This window comes from Amycolatopsis deserti (assembly GCF_014653945.1).
In the GTDB taxonomy this organism is placed as follows: domain Bacteria; phylum Actinomycetota; class Actinomycetes; order Mycobacteriales; family Pseudonocardiaceae; genus Amycolatopsis_E; species Amycolatopsis_E deserti.
On the sequence record NZ_BNAU01000002.1, the window covers coordinates 208,415 to 226,319 of the forward strand.

General features: G+C 73.2%; 16 protein-coding genes. 7 read left to right on the forward strand and 9 right to left on the reverse strand.

All coding sequences use genetic code 11. From position 1 onward, the window contains the following. Positions 1-103: 103 nt before the first annotated feature. Positions 104-529 carry a phospholipase gene (locus tag IE290_RS09475; protein ID WP_191244179.1) on the forward strand — a complete coding sequence of 142 codons (426 nt, stop codon included), beginning with the start codon at positions 104-106 and terminating at the stop codon, positions 527-529. Here IE290_RS09475 and IE290_RS09480 read toward each other — a convergent pair. Continuing rightward, positions 526-3,006, reverse strand: a complete 2,481-nt coding sequence (locus IE290_RS09480; protein ID WP_191244180.1) for an FtsK/SpoIIIE family DNA translocase — start codon at positions 3,004-3,006, stop codon at positions 526-528. The genes IE290_RS09475 and IE290_RS09480 overlap by 4 nt on opposite strands. Positions 3,007-3,114: 108 nt before the next feature. Here IE290_RS09480 and IE290_RS09485 point away from each other — a divergent pair, with 108 nt between their 5' ends. Both IE290_RS09485 and IE290_RS09490 read left to right on the forward strand, forming a co-directional pair. Beyond that, positions 3,115-3,936 carry a lysophospholipid acyltransferase family protein gene (locus IE290_RS09485; RefSeq protein ID WP_191244181.1) on the forward strand — a complete coding sequence of 274 codons (822 nt, stop codon included), beginning with the start codon at positions 3,115-3,117 and terminating at the stop codon, positions 3,934-3,936. Continuing rightward, positions 3,924-4,241, forward strand: a complete 318-nt coding sequence (locus IE290_RS09490; protein ID WP_229874355.1) for a chorismate mutase — start codon at positions 3,924-3,926, stop codon at positions 4,239-4,241. The genes IE290_RS09485 and IE290_RS09490 overlap by 13 nt, the downstream gene beginning before the upstream one ends. A 164-nt stretch (positions 4,242-4,405) precedes the next feature. Here the strand turns inward: IE290_RS09490 and IE290_RS09495 are convergent, their stop codons facing one another. Together IE290_RS09495 and IE290_RS09500 are read right to left on the reverse strand one after the other, a co-directional pair. Continuing rightward, positions 4,406-5,839 carry an LLM class flavin-dependent oxidoreductase gene (locus tag IE290_RS09495; RefSeq protein ID WP_229874356.1) on the reverse strand — a complete coding sequence of 478 codons (1,434 nt, stop codon included), beginning with the start codon at positions 5,837-5,839 and terminating at the stop codon, positions 4,406-4,408. Continuing rightward, the gene (locus IE290_RS09500; protein WP_229874357.1) at positions 5,836-7,131 is read right to left on the reverse strand and encodes an MFS transporter; all 1,296 of its coding nucleotides are present in this window, start codon (positions 7,129-7,131) and stop codon (positions 5,836-5,838) included. The genes IE290_RS09495 and IE290_RS09500 overlap by 4 nt, the downstream gene beginning before the upstream one ends. An 86-nt stretch (positions 7,132-7,217) precedes the next feature. Between IE290_RS09500 and wrbA the strand changes: the two genes are divergently transcribed. Together wrbA and IE290_RS09510 are read left to right on the forward strand one after the other, a co-directional pair. Continuing rightward, positions 7,218-7,826, forward strand: coding sequence for an NAD(P)H:quinone oxidoreductase (gene wrbA / locus IE290_RS09505; protein ID WP_191244182.1), 609 nt, complete (start codon positions 7,218-7,220; stop codon positions 7,824-7,826). A gap of 173 nt (positions 7,827-7,999) precedes the next feature. Then, positions 8,000-9,019 (forward strand): EamA family transporter, encoded by a 1,020-nt coding sequence (locus tag IE290_RS09510; protein ID WP_191244183.1) that lies wholly within the window; start codon positions 8,000-8,002, stop codon positions 9,017-9,019. Here the strand turns inward: IE290_RS09510 and IE290_RS09515 are convergent. Next, the gene (locus IE290_RS09515; RefSeq protein ID WP_191244184.1) at positions 8,922-9,878 is read right to left on the reverse strand and encodes a GlxA family transcriptional regulator; all 957 of its coding nucleotides are present in this window, start codon (positions 9,876-9,878) and stop codon (positions 8,922-8,924) included. The two genes, IE290_RS09510 and IE290_RS09515, sit on opposite strands and share 98 nt — an antisense overlap. A 72-nt stretch (positions 9,879-9,950) precedes the next feature. On the opposite strand from IE290_RS09515, the gene IE290_RS09520 reads away from it, so the two are divergent. Further along, positions 9,951-10,286 (forward strand): cupin domain-containing protein, encoded by a 336-nt coding sequence (locus IE290_RS09520; RefSeq protein ID WP_191244185.1) that lies wholly within the window; start codon positions 9,951-9,953, stop codon positions 10,284-10,286. Here IE290_RS09520 and IE290_RS09525 read toward each other — a convergent pair. Further along, positions 10,283-11,233 (reverse strand): zinc-dependent alcohol dehydrogenase family protein, encoded by a 951-nt coding sequence (locus IE290_RS09525; protein WP_191244186.1) that lies wholly within the window; start codon positions 11,231-11,233, stop codon positions 10,283-10,285. The genes IE290_RS09520 and IE290_RS09525 overlap by 4 nt on opposite strands. Positions 11,234-11,283: 50 nt before the next feature. On the opposite strand from IE290_RS09525, the gene IE290_RS09530 reads away from it, so the two are divergent. Continuing rightward, positions 11,284-11,868 carry a TetR/AcrR family transcriptional regulator gene (locus IE290_RS09530; protein WP_191244187.1) on the forward strand — a complete coding sequence of 195 codons (585 nt, stop codon included), beginning with the start codon at positions 11,284-11,286 and terminating at the stop codon, positions 11,866-11,868. Here the strand turns inward: IE290_RS09530 and IE290_RS09535 are convergent. The 4 genes from IE290_RS09535 to IE290_RS09550 all read right to left on the reverse strand — a co-directional run bounded on the left by IE290_RS09535 (position 11,835) and on the right by IE290_RS09550 (position 17,859). Further along, a complete protein-coding gene (locus IE290_RS09535) occupies positions 11,835-13,454 on the reverse strand; it encodes a substrate-binding domain-containing protein (RefSeq protein WP_229874358.1) in 1,620 nt (539 codons plus the stop codon). The genes IE290_RS09530 and IE290_RS09535 overlap by 34 nt on opposite strands. Positions 13,455-13,521: 67 nt before the next feature. Then, entirely contained in the window at positions 13,522-15,237 is a 1,716-nt protein-coding gene (locus IE290_RS09540) for a ribonuclease J (protein WP_373300454.1), read from the reverse strand. Then, on the reverse strand, positions 15,237-16,250 hold the full coding sequence (dapA, locus tag IE290_RS09545; RefSeq protein WP_191244189.1) for a 4-hydroxy-tetrahydrodipicolinate synthase: 1,014 nt from the start codon (positions 16,248-16,250) through the stop codon (positions 15,237-15,239). The genes IE290_RS09540 and dapA overlap by 1 nt, the downstream gene beginning before the upstream one ends. A gap of 130 nt (positions 16,251-16,380) precedes the next feature. Next, entirely contained in the window at positions 16,381-17,859 is a 1,479-nt protein-coding gene (locus IE290_RS09550; RefSeq protein WP_191244190.1) for a serine/threonine-protein kinase, read from the reverse strand. Positions 17,860-17,905: the final 46 nt, after the last annotated feature.

The following is a 17,905-nucleotide window of genomic DNA, read 5'->3' on the forward strand; positions in this document are numbered from 1 at the left end:
GCCGGGTGAAGTTCGCCCGGTGTCCACCGTTCGGGCCTGGTGGCCGTCACCCGGTGGCCGGAAGCTGATCACGCCTGTCCGTTGATCAGCGAGGAGTCCCCCGATGCGCGTCGCCGCCCGTCGTCTGCTGTCCACGGCCGCACTGGCCACCGCCCTGGTCGCCGGGACCGGCACCGCGCAGGCCGTCGACATCGGGGCGGTGACCGACACCTACCTGTTCGACACGTCGCTGAGCCGGTTCGAGCAGATCCGCGCGGACCGGCCGTACGCGGCGAAGCTGGACTGGTCGTCGGACACCTGCTCGTGGTCGCCGGACAAGCCGCTCGGGTTCGACTTCTCCCCCGCGTGCCACCGCCACGACTTCGGGTACCGCAACTACAAGCGGCAGGACCGGTTCACCAGCACCAACCGCAAGCGCATCGACGACAACTTCTACCGCGACCTGAAGACCATCTGCCACGGCGACTGGCGCTGCAACGGCACGGCCTGGACCTACTACCAGGCGGTCCGCCGGTTCGGCGGCTCCTAGTCCTCGCCGTCGTCGTCGGGTACCGAGCCGCCGCGGATGAGCATCAGCGTGCCTTCCAGGTCCTCGGGCTTGACGAGCACGTCGCGGGCCTTCGAGCCCTCCGACGGGCCCACCACGCCGCGCGTCTCCAGCAGGTCCATCAGCCGGCCGGCCTTGGCGAACCCGACCCGCAGCTTGCGCTGCAGCATCGACGTCGACCCGAACTGCGAGGTGATGATCAGCTCCGCGGCCTGCAGCAGGACGTCCAGGTCGTCGCCGATGTCCGGGTCGATCTCCTTCTTCTCGCCGGCCTTCGCGGCGGTGACGCCCTCCTGGTACTCCGGCTGCGCCTGCTCCTTCGTGAAGTTGACGATCGCGGAAATCTCGTCGTCGCCGACATAGGCGCCCTGGATCCGGACCGGTTTGCCCGCGCCCATCGGCAGGTACAGGCCGTCGCCCATGCCGATCAGCTTCTCGGCGCCCGGCTGGTCCAGGATGACCCGCGAGTCGGTCAGCGACGACGTCGCGAACGCCAGCCGCGACGGCACGTTCGTCTTGATCAGGCCGGTCACCACGTCCACCGACGGCCGCTGCGTGGCCAGCACCAGGTGGATCCCCGCGGCGCGGGCCTTCTGGGTGATCCGGACGATCGCGTCCTCGACGTCGCGCGGCGCGGTCATCATCAGGTCGGCCAGCTCGTCGACGATCGCCATGATGTAGGGGTAGGGGCGGTACACGCGCTCGCTGCCCGGCGGCGCCGTGATCTCCCCGGACTTCACCTTGCGGTTGAAGTCGTCGATGTGGCGCACCCGGTTGGCCTGCATGTCCTGGTAGCGCTGCTCCATCTCCTCCACCAGCCAGGCCAGCGCCGCGGCGGCCTTCTTCGGCTGGGTGATGATGGGCGTGATCAGGTGCGGGATGCCCTCGTACGGCGTCAGCTCGACCATCTTCGGGTCGATCAGGATCATCCGCACCTCGTCCGGCGTGGCCCGCGACAGCAGCGACACCAGCATCGAGTTGACGAAGCTCGACTTTCCGGAACCGGTGGACCCGGCGACCAGCAGGTGCGGCATCTTCGTCAGGTTCGCGGTGACGAAGTGGCCCTCGATGTCCTTGCCCAGCCCGATCACCATCGGGTGGCTGTCCTTGGCCGCGGTCGAGGACCGCAGCACGTCGCCGAGGCGCACCATCTCGCGGTCGGAGTTGGGCACCTCGATGCCGACCGCCGACTTGCCGGGGATCGGCGCGAGCAGGCGCACGTTGTCGGTGGCCACCGCGTAGGCGATGTTCTTGGTCAGCGCGGTGATCTTCTCGACCTTCACACCGGGACCCAGCTCGACCTCGTACCGGGTCACCGTCGGGCCGCGGGTGAAGCCGGTGACCTGCGCGTCGACGTTGAACTGCTCCAGCACGCCGGTGATCGCCTCGATCATGGCGTCGTTGGCCTTGCTGCGGGTCTTCGGCGCGTCGCCCAGCTGCAGCAGGTCGGCGGGCGGCAGCTCGTAGTCGCCCTCGACGGTGCGGGTGACCGACATGACCGGCTCTTGCTTCTTGGGCTTCTTCTCCGGTACCTCGGCCGGCACCGGCTTCGGCGGCCGCACCGAGGTGGGCGCCTCGGCCAGCGCGGACTCGATGTCCAGCTGGTCCGGATCCGCGCCGGTGGCCTGGCGGCGGCGCGAGGGCTTGCGCAGCCGGACCGCCTTCGGGTCGGCCTCGGTGACCTCGTCGGTCTTCTCGGCGCGCGCCTCGCGCTGCGCCTCCTCCTCGGCGAGCTCCTCGGGGTCGAGGCCCCAGGTGCGGACCAGGTGCGGGATGTCGCGGATGCGGGTGCCGGTGAACACGAGCAGGCCGAACGCCAGCGCGAGGAACAGCAGCGGCACCGCGACCCACGCCGTCAGCCCCTGCGCGAGCAGGTCGCCGGAGAGGTAGCCGAGGACGCCACCGGCGTAGCGCTGGTTCTCGGTGTCGTGCGGGCGGCCGTTGAACAGGTGCAGCAGACCCAGCAGCGCGAACACGCCCAGCACGGTGCCGATGACCATGCGCGGGCGGATCTCCGGTTGCGGCTCGGTGCGCATCAGCGTCACGGCGGTGACCACGAGCACGAGCGGCAGGGTGACCGCGCCGGCGCCGAAGATCGTGCGGGTGCCCAGCTCGACGTAGCCGCCGACCGGCCCGGCCGCGCGCCACCACACCCCGGCGGCGATGATCACGGCCAGTGCGATGAACCCCAGCGCGAGCCCGTCCCGGCGGTGCTCGGGCTCCAGCTCACGGCCGCGGCCGACGGTGCGCACCAGGCTGCCCAGCCCCTTGGCCAACAGGCTCCAGCCGCCGCGGACGGCCTTGCTGAACGTCCCGGCCTTCTTCTTCGGCGCGGGCTTGCGGGCGCGCGAGGCCGCGGGCCGCGACTTGGCCGCGCCGCGCGTGCTCCTGCGTGCGGTGCCGCCCTTGCCGCCGGTCCGTTTCGTGCCGCTGCTCCTCGTCGCCGCCCCGCTAGCCATGTCCTCTACGGTAACCGCCTGGCCCCAGCAACCCCAGGTGCCACACTCGGCACAGCGGGAACTTCGCCGTCACCGGCGGACCTTGATCCGCCATTTCGGTGATCTGCCATGCTGACGACCATGTTCGCGCTGCACTCCGACGACACCGGGCAGACACGCCGCAGGCCACCGGCGGTCTGGCGGACCATGACCCGTCTGGACCAGGGGCTCGTCGCGCTGACCGGGCGACTGCGGATCACCGGCCGGATCGCGCCGGAGCTGCGCGGACGGCCGTTCCTGATGGCCGCCAACCACATCGGCGTGTTCGACCCGTTCGTGCTGATCGCCGCGTGCCGGAAGATCGGCATCTCGCCGCGGTTCATGCTGGCCGGCGGGATCCTGGACGCGCCGGTGATCGGGCCCGCGCTGAAGGTCAGCGGGCACATGCGCGTCGACCGCGGCAAGGCGAGCGCGCTGGAGCAGTTCGCGCAGGCCGTGCGGGAGATGCGGACCACCCCGAGCCCGGTCATCGTCTACCCGGAGGGCCGCATCAGCCACGACCCGGGCCTGTGGCCGGAGCGCGGCAAGACCGGCGCCGCCCGGCTCGCGATCGCCGCCGGCGTGCCGGTGGTGCCGATCAGCCAGTGGGGCGCGCACGAGGCCGTGTACTGGGGCACCGAGCGCGTCGAGGGGCCCGCGGACCTGCTGCCGCTGGCCCGGTCCGGCCTGACGGCCCCGCTGCGGCGCCCGACGTACCGGGTGCACTTCGGCGAGCCGGTGGACCTGAGCGACATCGAGCCGGCCCGCCCGGGCGCCGGGGTGCGCGCGCACGCGAAGATCATGCGCGCGATCACCGCCGGGCTGGTCCCGCTGCGCCGCGACGAGCCGGACGTGCCGAAGTTCCACGACCCGACGCGGCCCACCGACACCGTCAGCCCGTGGCGGCCGTGATGGCGGACGAGCCGAAGTCGCTGGCGGAGGTCCGCGCCCGCATCGACGCCCTCGACACCGAGCTGATCCGGCTGCTGGCCGCACGCCAGTCACTGGTGCGGTCGGCGGCCGCGTTCAAGACCGACGAGCAGGCGGTGCGCGCGCCCGGGCGGGTGGAGCAGGTGATCGCGTCGGTCCGGGAGCGGGCCGCCGCCGCGGGACTGGCACCTGAGGTCGCGGAGCCGGTGTGGCGCGCGATGATCGGCGCCTTCATCGACCTGGAGATGAGCGAGCACGCCCGGCTCGGGAGCGATCAGCGGCGGTAGGCCGCCCCCGGGTGGTTCGCCGCCGGTGGTTCGCCGCCAGGGGGGGCCGCGAGGCGTGGGCCGAGGCTTCGCCGCGAGGCGTGGCCCGGGTTCGCCGCGAGGCGTGGGCCGCCGACTGCCCGCCTTCGGCGGTCGCCCGCCGCACCGAGCCCACAGCGCCGGCCTCACCGCCGGTAAGCCACCCCGGGCGGCCCGCCGCCAGCCGCAGGCGGCCGCACCGCCGACCTGCCCGGCCCCGGCGGCCCTCCCCCGCAGCGGCGGTAGGCCGCCCCCGGGTGGTTCGCCGCCAGGCGCGGGCCCTCGCCGCCGAGGCGCTCCCGTAGCGTGCCCGCCTCCGGTTGCGCCGGCACCCGCCCCCGGCGGCGCAGCTCCGGCACCACCCAGCGCGCGAAGTCCGCGAACGTGCCCGGGGTCGTGACATACGCCAGGTTGAAGCCGTCCACGTCGGCCTCCTCGACCCAGCGCTCGAGCTCGTCCGCGACCTCCGGGCCGGAACCCGTCACGACCGGCCCGCGGCCGCCGAGCCCGATGAACCCGGCCAGCTCCCGCGGCGTCCAGGCCCGTTCGGCCGTCGTGAACGCCGCCAGCGCCGACCGGTTCGCGTCGCCGTCGCGGTAGGTCAGCGGCTCGTCCACCGGCAGTTCGGCCAGGTCGACGCCCGTCCAGCCGCCGAACAGGGCGAACGCGCCGGGCACCGAGACCAGCGACTGGTACTCCCGCAGCTTCGCCGCGGCCTCCTCGGACGTCTCGGCCACCACCGGCGTGAGCATCGTGAAGATCTTCACCGCTCGCGGGTCCCGGCCCTGCTCGGCCACGCCCGCGCGGATCGCATCCACCGAGCGGCGCACCACCCGCGGCGTCGGCCCGGACACGAACACCGCCTCCGCGTGCCGCGCCGCGAACCGCACGCCCCGCGGCGACGCGCCCGCCTGGAACAGCACCGGCGTGCGCTGCGGCGACGGCTCCGACAGGTGCGGCCCGGGCACCGAGAAGTACTTCCCCTTGTGCCCGATGTCGTGCACCTTCGCCGGATCCGCGTACACGCCGCCGGACCGCACGACGGCGTCGTCCTCCCACGAGCCCTCCCACAGCCGGTAGCAGACCTCGAGGTACTCCTCGGCGATCTCGTACCGCTCGTCGTGCGGGACCTGGGCGTCCAGGCCGAGGTTGCGGGCCGCACTGTCCAGATAGGACGTCACGACGTTCCACGCGACCCGGCCGCCCGTCAGGTGGTCCAGTGTGGACAGGCGACGGGCCAGCGAGTACGGCTGCTCGTAGGTCGTGGACACGGTGACCCCGAACCCGAGGTGCGAGGTCACCGCGGCCAGCGCGGGCAGCAGCACCGTCGGCTCGTTCACCGGGATCTGCGCGGCGTCGGCGACCGCCGCGTCCTTCGACCCGCCGTAGACGTCGTACACGCCCAGCACGTCGGCGAGGAACAACGCGTCGAACCCGCCGTCCTCCAGCGTGCGCGCCAGGTCCAGCCAGAACGACAGGTCGGTGTAGCGGTGCCCCTGGTCGTCGGGGTGCTTCCACAGCCCCGCCGACTGGTGGCCGGCGCAGTTCATGTCGAAGGCGTTCAGGTAGATCCGGCTCATGCCAGGCCCTCCCGGTTGGTCTCCCGCGCGAACCACGCGGAGGCGAACGTCAGCACCGCCAGCCCGGCGAAGTAGGCCACGATCAGCCACGGCTTCCCGTCCCCGGCGGCCAGCAGCGCGGCGGCGAACAGCGGCGCGAACCCGCCGGAGAGCACCGCGCCGATCTGGTAGCCCAGCGACGCGCCGCTGTAGCGCACGCGGGTGTCGAACAGCTCACCGAACCACGCGGCCTGCGGCCCGTACATCGCGTCGTGCACCACGTTCACGCCGAACACGATCGCCAGCACCACCGCCACCGCGGACCCGGAGTCGGCGGCGAGGAAGAACAGCACCAGCGCGACGATCCCGGCCGCCGACCCGAACAGGTACGGCGGGCGGCGCCCGAAGCGGTCGGACAGGTACCCCCACAGCGGCGTGCTGACCAGCCCGACCGCCGAGGCGACCATCACCGCGACCAGGCCCACCGAACTGTCCTTGCCGAACGTGGTCTGCAGGTAGGTCAGCGAGTAGGTGGTGAGCAGCACGAACAACGCGATCTGCGACAGCCGCAGCCCGGTGGTCAGCGCTACGTTGCGCGGCTGGGTCCGCAGCACCTCCACCACCGGCAGCCGGGCGGTCTCCCCGCGGGCGCGCAGCTCGGCGAACACCGGCGCGTCGGTCAGCCGCAGCCGGATCACCAGGCCGACCGCCACGAGTACCAGGCTGAGCAGGAACGGCACCCGCCAGGCCCAGGACAGGAACGCCTCACCGGCCACCGTGCGGACGAGGTAGTAGACGCCGGTGGCCAGCAGCATCCCGGCCGACGATCCGAGTTGCGTGAAGCTGCCGAACAGCCCGCGCCGACCGGGTGTGGCGTGCTCGACCGACAGCAGCGCCGCGCCGCCCCACTCCGCGCCGACCGCGAGGCCCTGCAACAGCCGCAGCACCACGAGCAGCGCGGGGGCGGCGATCCCGGCCTGCGCGTAGGTCGGCAGCACACCGATCGCCGTGGTGGCGATGCCCATCAGCAGCAGCGCGCCGACCAGCACCGCCTTGCGGCCCACCCGGTCCCCGAGGTGACCGGAGATCACCGCGCCCAGCGGCCGCGCGCCGAAGCCGACCGCGTAGGTGCCGAACGCCGCGAGCGTGCCCGCGGTCGAGGAGACGTTGGGGAAGAACAGCGGTTTGAACACCAGCGCGGTCGCGGTGGCGTAGAGGTAGAAGTCGTACCACTCGATGGTCGTGCCGATCATGCTGCCGATCGCGGCACTGCGGGGCGTGGTGCGGGGCGGGGACTCAGCCGTGGTCGTCACGTCCCGGCACGGTAAGGATTTCCGCGCGGCCGCGGGTGATCTCTCAGATGCTGGAACCGGGATTCCGATCCCCTAGGGTGGTGATCGTGAGCACCCGGATTCTCGTCGTGTACTACAGCGCCACCGGCAACACCGCGAAGCTGGCGGCCGCCCTGGCCGAGGGGGCGGCCGACGCGGGGGCCGACGTGCGGGTCCGCACGGTCCCGGAAACCGCCCCGCCCGAGGCGATCGCCACCAACCCGCGCTGGCAGGCGTGGGTGGACGCCGGGCCGCACGACGAGGTGGCCACCCTGGGCGACCTGGAGTGGGCCGACGGGCTGGCGATCGGCAGCCCGACGCGGTTCGGCGGGCCGGCGAGCCAGCTCAAGTCCTATCTGGACAGCACCGGTGGGTTGTGGGCGCAGGGAAAGCTGGTGGACAAGGTCGCCACGTCCTTCACCACCGCGTCCACCGCGCACGGCGGCCTGGAGGCGACCGTGCTGGCGATGAACAACATCTTCTACCACTGGGGCGCGATCGTGCTGCCGCTCGGCTACGGGCAGCCGCACCTGCTGGAGTCGGGCAACCCCTACGGCGGTTCGTTCGTGTCGCGCAAGTCGGCCGAGCCGGACAAGGAGTCGCTCGAGGCGCTGCGCATCCAGGGCACCCGCCTCGCCACGATCGCCGGGTACGTCCGCACCGGCCGCGGCGCCTGAGGCGGGCGGGCGGCGGCCCGGCTCCTGCGCCATCCCCGCGACCGCAGCGGGGACGCGGGCCGGCCGCATCCCACCCCCCTCCCCCGCTAACCGGTGTGCGAGTGTGACCGGTTAGGCGAGGCGTGACGGAATTCCGGTACCGCCGTACCGCTGCGCTGCCTAGGGTGGACGGGGTGGTCACCGAAGCTCCCGCACCCGCGCGTGCGTTCGTCCCGCACCGCGGGCGTGGCACGACGCTGATCCTCGTCTCCTCGGTCTGCTTCGGCAGCTCCGGCACCATCGCGAAACCCGCGATGCTCGCCGGGCTGTCCGCCGAACAGGTCGCCGCGGCGCGGATCGGTCTGGCCGCGCTCGTGCTGGCCGCGGCGGTGGCCGTGGTGAAGCCGTCGCTGCTGCGGGTGCGCCGCGCGGAATGGCCCCTGCTGCTCGGCTACGGCCTGCTCGGCGTCGCGGGCGTGCAGCTGTGCTACTTCGTCGCCGCGGGGCGGCTGCCGGTCGGCATCGCGATCCTGCTCGAGTTCACCTCCCCGGTGCTGATCGCGTTGTGGACGCGGTTCGTGCGCGGCGTGCGGCTGCCCGGGCGCATGTGGGCCGGGATCGCGCTCGCGATGGCCGGGCTCGCCGGCGTCGCGCAGGTGTGGCAGGGGCTCAGCCTGGACGCCGTCGGCCTGCTCGCCGGGCTCGGCGCCGCGCTGTGCTCGGCGGCGTACTTCCTGCTCGGCGAGCACGGCGTCAGCAGCCGCCACCCGATGGGCATGGTCACCTGGGGCATGATCATCGGCGCGGTGGCGGTGTGCGCGGTCGCGCCGCCGTGGACCCTGCCCGCGGAGATCCTCACCGCGCCGGGCGAGTTCGGCCCGTGGCGCCCGCCGGTGTGGTTGCTGCTGGTCGCCGTCGCGCTGTTCTCGACCGTGCTGGCCTACGCGATCGGCCTCACCGCGCTGCGCCACCTGCCGGCGTCGGTCGCCAGCGTCATCGGCCTGCTCGAACCGGTCATCGCCACCGCCACCGCGTGGGCGCTGCTGCACGAAACCCTCGCCTGGCCCCAGCTCGCCGGCGCGGTCGTCCTGCTGGGCGGCGCACTGATCGTGCAGCTCAACTCGCCGCGCCCGCAGGTTCCGGAGATCGGAACGCCCGCCGGTAGGCCCCCGGCGTCGTCCCCAGCTGATCACGGAAGCGGCGGCGCAGGTTGACCGCTGAGGTGAGCCCGACGCGCGCCGCGATCGCCTCGACCGGCAGGTCGGTGTCCTCCAGCAGCCGGCGTGCCTCGGCCACGCGGCGGGACAGCAGCCACGCGCCCGGGCTCATGCCGAGCTGCTCGTGGAAGCGCCGCGCGAGCGTGCGGGGCGACACGTTGAGCCGCGCGGCCAGGTCGGCCACCGACAGCGGGGTCCCGAGGCGGTCACCGGCCCACTCGAGCAGGCCGTCCAGCGCCGCCGCGGGCGGGGCCGGCGGCACGAACTGGTTCTGACCGCCGTCGCGGTGCGGGGGCATCACCATGTGCCGCGCGAGGAGGGCGGCGTGCGCGGCCCCGTGGTCCCGCCGCACGAGGTGCAGGCACAGGTCGATGCCCGCGCCCGCCCCGGCGCTCGTGGCGACGTCGCCGTGGTCGACGTAGAGCCGGTCCGGCTCGACGCGCACCTGCGGGAACTCCCGCCGCAGCCGGTCGGCGCCCGCCCAGTGCGTGGTGGCCGAGCGGCCGTCCAGCAACCCGGTGCGCGCGAGCGCGAACACACCCGAGCAGATCGTGACCAGCCGCGCCCCGCGGGCGTGGGCCCGCAGCAGTGCCCGGCGCACGCGCGGGGACAGCGGCGCGTCCACCGGCCGCCAGCCCGGGATGATCACCGTGTCCGCGGAAGCCAGCGCCGGCAGGCCCCGCGGCACCGACATGGCGTAGCCCGCGGTCGTCGGCACCGGCCCGGGCGTCTCGGTGCACACGTCGAACTCGTAGTACTGCGGCACGCCCTCCCGCACCGTGCCGAAGACCTCCGCGGCGCAGCCGAGCTCGAAGGTCGACTGCACCGGCCGCACCAGGGCGATCACGCGATGCATGGCAGAAAAGTACCCCATGGTGTCTTTCCGGACACTGTCCGGCCGCCGCCCGCGCGCGTCATCTTGGGGGACATGCACGACGAAATCCTCGCCCAGGAGGGCTACACCTCGGTCAACGCCTACGACGCCCCGGCCCGCGAAGTGTTCCCCGGGATCCGGCACCGTCCGTTGTGGACCGGGCCCACCGGGGCGCACGCCGACCTGCTGGAGATGGACCCCGGCACGTCCTGGCCGCACCGCGACGTCCACGAACCCGGCCCGGAGGAGGTGTACGTCGTCGCGGGCACCTTCAACGACGGCGCGCGCGACTACCCGCCCGGGACGTTCCTGCACGCCCCCGCGGGAACCTGGCACGTGCCGGCCACCACCACCGGGTGCACGCTGTTCCTGTTCTACCCGGAGGGCTAGCCGGCCGTCGTCAGCACGATCCGGCCGAACACCTCGCCGCGGTCCATCTTGTGGTGCGCGAGCGCGGCCTCCGCCAGGGGAAGCACCTCGTGCACCACCGCGCGCAGTTCCCCGCGAGCCGCGGCGGCGAACTGCGCGGCGCGGACGGCCTGCCGGTCGGACGCGGGCACCGTGTCGGCGCTGAAGGTGGCGAAGGACAACGACTTCCGGAACGCCGCCATCATCGCCGGGCCCACCTCCGCCGGCGGGCCGCCGACCACGCCGAGCACCACGAGCCGGCCGTTGGGGTCGAGCTTGCCGAGGAACGCGGGCAGGTCCGGGCCGGCGACGACGTCGAGGATCACGTCGAAGCCGTCACCGCCGGTGCCGGACCGGTCCAGGACGTGCGTCGCGCCCAGTTCCCGCAGGCGGTCGCCCCGCGCGGCGGACGACGTCGTGACCGCCACCGTCCCGCCGCCGGAGGCCGCGAGCTGGACCGCCGCGATGCCGATGCTGCCCGCCGCACCCCGCACGAGCACCGACTCGCCGGGCGCGAACCGCGCGTGGGCCAGGCCGAAGTGCGCCACCACAGCGGAACTTCCGAGCGTCACCGCGTCCTCATCGGACAGACCCGGGGGCAGCGGCAGCACCTCCGCCGCCGGCGCCACCGCGCGTTCGACATAGCCGCCGCCGGTGCCGGTGAACGCCCACACGCGCCGGCCCAGCCACGCCTGCCCGACCCCGGCACCGACCCCGGTCACGGTGCCGGCCACCTCGCTGCCCGGGATGTGCCCCGCCGCGAACCCGTGGGCGGCGAGCGCGCCGCGGCGGATCGCCACGTCCACGCCGCCGACCCCGATCGCCGCGGTCTCGATGAGTACCTCCCCGGCCGCTGGCTCCGGCTCGGGAACGTCGACCACGGCCAGGCCCTCGGGCCCGCCGAATTCCTTGATCACCACTGCTTTCACGTCCGCCGACGTTAACGGACGGCCCCGTCCGTTTCGCTAAAGTGAGAGCGGTGGCCGGTGAAGTGACTCAGACCCTGCGCTCGGACGCGTTGGACAACCGCGCGCGCATCCTGGAGGCGGCCCGCGCGTTGTTCGCCACCGAAGGCCTGGACGTGCCGATGCGGGCGATCGCGCGCCGGGCCGGCGTCGGGCCCGCGACCCTGTACCGCCGCTTCCCGGCCAAGCAGGTGCTGGTGGAGGAGGTCTTCGCGGACGAGGTGCGTGCGTGCCAGTCCATCGTGGAAGACGGACTCGCCGATCCGGACCCGTGGCGCGGTTTCCGGGATGTGATCGAGCGGATCTGCGAGCTGCACGCCCGCAACCGCGGCTTCACCGACGCCTTCCTGTCCGCGTTCCCCGACGCCGTGGCGAGCCGGGAACGCACCCTGAAGGCGGTCGCGGAACTGGCCCGGCGCGCCCGGGCCACCGGCCACCTGCGCGCGGACTTCGTGCTGGACGACCTGGTGCTGATGCTGATGGCCCACCGCGGCCTGCCCGCCAGCTCGGCGGCGGCCCGTCTCCGAGCGTCCCGTCGCTTCGCGACGCTGGTGATCCAGGCGTTTCAAGCCCCGGTCAACCCGGCCAGCGCACCGTAGAACACATCGGCGATCCGAGCCGGATCCGGCGCCGCGAACGCCTGACCGCCCGTGGGCACGGTGATCGCCGTCAGTTCGGGCACGTCCACGTCCGGGCCGATTCCGATGCCGATGATCGCCACCGGACGGGCCGGATCCGCCAGCCGGGTCAGCTCCGCGACCAGCGCGTCCCTGCTGATGCCGTCGTCATCGTCGTTGCGGCCGTCGGTCAGGACGATCACGAGGTTGAGCCGCCCGGGCTGCCACTCCGCCGTCGCCAGCCGATACGCGGCCAACACCGTGTCGTACAACCCGGTGTCGCCGTCCGGCGTGGCCTGGATCGCGCGCAACCGCTCCGCCGCCCCCGACGCCAGCTGGTCGCTCACCGGCCGCATCGGCAGCACCTCGCGGTAGTCGCGGTCCCCGTCCAGGCGCGTGGCGAACTCCCACACGCTGCACTCCGACGTCGGCTTGAACAGCGACAGCGCCCGCGCGGCCGCGTCGGTCGTCAGCTGCATCCGGGTCCGCCCGGTACCGGGCACCTCGACGTCCATCGACCCGGACACGTCGATCAGCACCCGCGCCCGCGAGCTGGAGTTGATCCGCGCCCACTGCCCCAGCAGCGCGTCCACCTCGGCGTCGGTCGGCACCGCGGGCGAGGGCAGGGTCCGGTCGCTGACGTTCTGCGCCGTCCCGTCGCGCAGGTACCGGCCGTCCGGGGTGCGGAACCCGGCGTCGGCCAGCGCGTTCGTCCCCTCCAGGCCGAGCAGCGCCGACAGCAGCGCCCCCGCGGCCGCGCGCTGGGACTCCCCCGCCCCGCCGAGCACGGCGAACGGGTAGTCCAGCGCGGGCGCCTCGGACTGGTAGGTCGCGACCAGCCCGCTCTGGGTGCCGGCGACGCCGGTGCGCACGTTGTGGCGCAGCAGCGCGTTCTCCGACACCGGGAACCCGGCGAGCGTGCGGTCGGCCAGCCGGGTGAACAACTCGTCGGTCGCCGGGACCGCGTTCGGCGACAGCCGGCGCAGTGTGGCGGCGTAGGCATCGGCGGCGGGCACCGCGGCGCGGACGCCGATCAGCGCGGACAGGCCCGCCGGGTCACGGCCCGGATCGGGCACGCCGAGCGTCAGCCCGGGCGCGCCGAGTACGTCGGACCAGGTCGGCGCGCGACCCGGCCAGCCAAGGCCCTTCGCCGCCTCCTCGGTCACCGCGAACACCACCGGTGAGCTGGCGATGCTGGTGCCGCCCGCGATCCCGCTCGCGCCGACGCCCTTGGCGCGCCGCAGCTGCAATGTCGACTCCGGGATCCACACGTCCGGCCGGACCCCGCCGGAGGGCAGGGCCAGCGACTGCGCGACGGCGGCCGAATCGACGGCGTTGACCTCGAAGGCGGCGCACTCGGTCTGCGCCACCCGGCGGGCGACCTGCGCGACCGCCGGAGCCACCGCGGGTGCGGCGGCGACCCGCACCACCACCGGCCGCTCGCATCCGCCCTGGTCACGCACCACGTTGGTGGCGATCCAGCCGGCGCCGCCCAGCAGCACGAGGATGCCGGCGATCGCCCAGGCCCGCCGCGGCCGCCGCCGGGCGGGAGACGAATGTCGGCCCACCTCGCACCGCCTCCGCTGCCTCGCTCACCAGGACGCGATCCAGGTTAAGGGCAGTGACGAAGATTACCTACGCTGTCGGATCGGCCTGTCCGTACGTCACCGGGATGACGGTCGGCACGATCATCGGGCGGCGGCGGTAGGTCTCGGCGACCCATCGGCCCACCACACGGCGCACGGCCTGGGCGATCCGGTGGCTGTCGGTGATGCCCTCGATCTCGGTGCGGGACAGCTCCATCTCCACGAGCGGAACCACCGCATCGAGTGCCTTCGGGTCGTCGGAGAACCCGCGCCCGGACACCGTCGGCGTACTCACCGCGCGGCCGGTGGTCGAGTCCACGGCGACGTTGATCGCGATGAACCCGCCCTCGCCCAGCACCAGCCGGTCGGACAGGGTCGACTCGCCGACGTCGCCGACCGACAGGCCGTCGACGTAGACGTGCCCGACCTCGACCCGCCCCGTCGGGCGCGCCCGGCCGTCCACCAGGTCGACCACCACGCCGTTCTCGGCCAGCACCACGTTCTCCGGCGCCACGCCGGTGCGGATCGCGAGCGCCCCGTTGGCCCGCAGGTGCCGCCACTCGCCGTGCACCGGCATCACGTTGCTCGGCCGGATGGCGTTGTAGAGGAACAGCAGCTCCCCCGCCGAGGCATGCCCGGACACGTGCACCTTCGCGTTGCCCTGGTGCACCACGTTGGCGCCGAGCCGGACCAGGCCGTTGACCACGCCGAACACGGCGGTCTCGTTGCCCGGGATGAGCGAGCTGGCCAGCACGACCGTGTCCCCGGCGCGGATGGAGATCTGCCGGTGCTCGCCGCGCGCCATCCGGGACAGCGCCGACAGCGGCTCGCCCTGCGACCCGGTGGACACGAACAGCACCCTGCTCTCCGGCAGGTTGACGGCCTCGTCGAGGTTGATCAGCAGGCCCTCGTGGATGTTCAGCAGCCCCAGATCGGCCGCGATGCCCATGTTGCGGACCATCGAACGGCCCACGAACGCCACCCGGCGGCCGTGCTTGACCGCCGCGTCGAGCACCTGCTGCACGCGGTGCACGTGGCTGGCGAAGCAGGCCACGATCACCCGCTGGCTGACCTTGCCGATGACGTCGTCGAGCACCGGGCCGATGTCGCGCTCCGGGGTGACGAACCCGGGCACCTCGGCGTTGGTCGAGTCGATGCACAGCAGGTCCACGCCCTCGTCGCCGAGGCGGGAGAACCCGGCCAGGTCGGTCAGGCGGTTGTCCAGCGGCAGCTGGTCGAGCTTGATGTCACCGGTGTGCAGCACGACCCCGGCCGGGGTGCGCAGCGCGACCGCCAGCGCGTCCGGGATGGAGTGGTTGACCGCGAAGAACTCCAGCTCGAACGGCCCCACCGTGCGCCGCTCGGACTCGGTCACCTCGATCAGCTTCGGGCGCTGCCGGTGCTCCTTGCACTTGGCCTCCAGCAGCGCGAGCGTGAACCGCGAGCCGTAGACCGGCAGGTCCGGCCGCAGGCGCAGCAGGAACGGCACGGCGCCGATGTGGTCCTCGTGCCCGTGGGTGAGCACGAGGGCCTCGATGTCGGACAGCCGGTCCTCGATCGCCCGGAAGTCGGGCAGGATCAGGTCGACGCCGGGCTGCTCGTCCTCGGGGAAGAGCACCCCGCAGTCGACGATCACCAGGCGGCTGTCGTACTCGAAGACGGTCATGTTGCGGCCGACCTCGCCGATGCCGCCGAGGGCGACCGCGCGCAGGCCGCCTTCGGGCAGTGCGGGTGGGTTGTTGGTCGGTCCGGGTCCTGCCGAGATCACCTGTGAATGGTCCCAACGCTGGTGTGAGTGGTCGGCGCGACGTAGGCCGCCGCGGAGTCGGCCTGCGCCACCCGGGAAGAGTGCCAGTCCGGCGACGGCGACTCTTCGAGGGGGACCCCCGCCTGGGCGAGGTCGGTGGCGATCGCCTCCACCTGGTCCGGGGTCGCGGGCACGATCGGCAGCCGCGGGCCGCCGACCGGGTGGCCGCGCAACGCGAGCGCGGTCTTGGCGAACACGACACCGCCGACGCGCGACATGGCGCGGAAGACGGGCAGCATGCCGCGGTGGTTGGTGCGGGCGGTCGAGGTGTCGCCGTCCTCGTAGGCCTCGATCATGGCCCGGATCCGGCCGGCCACCACGTGCCCGATCACGCTCACCACGCCGGCCGCGCCCACCGACAGCCACGGCAGGTTCAGCGCGTCGTCGCCGGAGTAGTAGGCCAGGTGGGTGTTGGCGATGACCTCGCTGCCGGCCAGCAGGTCGCCCTTGGCGTCCTTGACGGCCAGGATGCGCGGGTGCTCGGCCAGGCGGCGCAGGGTGTCCACCTCGATCGGCACGATCGAGCGCGGCGGGATGTCGTAGAGCATCACGGGCAGGCCGGTGGCGTCGGCGACCGTGGTGAAGTGCGCGTACAGCCCGGCCTGCGAGGGGCGCGAGTAGTAGGGCGTGACCAGCAGGACGCCGTGGGCGCCGGCCTTCTCGGCCTGCTGCACCAGTTCGACGCTGTGCGCGGTGTTGTAGGTGCCCGCGCCCGCGATCACGGTGGCGCGGTCGCCCACCGCCTCGGCGACGGCGCGGACCACGTCCGCCTTCTCGGCGTCGGTCGTGGTCGGGCTCTCGCCGGTGGTGCCGTTGACGACCAGACCGTCGTTGCCCAGCTCCACGAGGTGCTCGGCGAGCTCCTGCGCCCGCTTCAGGTCGACTGCGCCGTCCGCGTCGAAGGGGGTGACCATCGCGGTGAGCACGCGCCCGAAGGGCCTCCCGGGCGCTGCCGAAGGTGGGTTGGACATGCTCTGACGGTACCTCCTCACGCCGGGAATATTCGTGCCCACCTGCCAGAACGGCATGATCCGCAGGAAAGTGCCACCACCCGCCGGAGAATCCCTGGACCAGGTGATCTTCGGCCGCAACCCTTCCGCGTCAGCGCACCTTGAGGGTGACCGCCTCGGTGAGCTGACCGCCGCCCTTCTTCGCCACCAGGCAGTAGATGCCGCGGACCGGGTCGTCGTAGGAGTCCGGGGTCGCGTCCCACTCGGTCTGCGACGGGACGAGCGCGCGGTAGCTGAGCGTGGCGCGGGTGTCGGCGTCGAGGGTGCCGGAGTGGAAGCTCAGCGAGCAGAACGATTCGGCGTAGCGGCGCAGCGCGTCGCCACCCGGATAGGCCACGAACCCGGCGTCGTCGTCCCCGGCGCTGGAGTTGCCGAGGCTGTCCTGCTCGTCGTAGACCTCCAGCTCGTGCGGCTTGTCGCAGCTGACCTGGTTGTCGGAGTTGATGCGGTAGCCGGGGTCGAGGCGGCCGTTGTAGCACCGGTACGAGCTGCCCGGGTCGAAGTCCAGGTCGCCGCCCCGGCCGTAGGTCATGGTGGGCAGCATCGCGTCGTCCGCGCGCTCCCCCGCCCACCACTGGCCGGCCAGGAAACCGCCCGCGAGCAGCGCCACGCCCAGCACCGCGCCCGCGGTCGCCCACAGCCCGCGGCGGCTCTTCCGCGCCGGCGCCGGAGCGAACCGCGTGGGCGGCGGGCCGGTGTGAACGGCGGTGCCGATCCCGCCCGGCGGGGTGTTGTGGGCGGCGATGCCGAGCAGGTGCCCGGCCTGGGCGGCGGAGATGCGACCCTCCGGCTTGGCCACCAGCAGGCCCATGATCGCCGAGGCGAGCGGGCCCTGGACCCGGGTCAGGTACGGCACCTCGGTGAGGATCGCGTTCATCGTCGCCGCGGTGGTCGGGCGGTCGAACGCGGACTTGCCCTCCACCGCCAGGAACAGCGTCGCGCCCAGCGACCACAGGTCGGAGGCGGGCAGCGCCTCGCGGCCGTCGAGCCGCTCCGGGGCCATGAACGCCGGCGAGCCGACGATGGTGCCGCTCGAGGTCAGACGCGGGTCGTCGATCGCGGTGGCGATGCCGAAGTCGGTGAGCTTCACCCGCTCGTTCGCGCCGACCATGATGTTGCCGGGCTTGACGTCGCGGTGCACGATGCCGGCCTCGTGCGCGGCCTGCAGCGCGGAGAGCACCTGCAGCCCGATCGAGGCCACCTGCTGCGGCGGCAACGCGCCGTGGTGGCGCACCAGGTCGCCCAGCGTGGGCGCCTCCACCAGCTCCATCACGATGTAGGTCGCGCCGTCCTCGGCGACCACGTCGAAGACCGTGACGATCGCCGGGTCGTTGAGCCGTCCGGCGGTGCGCACCTCGCGCAGCACCCGCTCGGTGAACACGGTCTCCTCGGCGCCGTCGGCCAGGCGCAGCTCCTTGATCGCGACCTGGCGGCCGATCACCTGGTCCTGCGCCCGCCACACCACGCCGTGCCCGCCCCGGCCCAGCTCGCCGAGGAGCGCGTAGCGGCCGGCCACCACCCGCGATCCGGCCGGGCGCGGGGTGGTCTGCTGGGTCTGCTCTTCGGTCAACGTGGCTCCGGTGATCGTGACTGTTCGGACAGCGGGATGCTAGTCC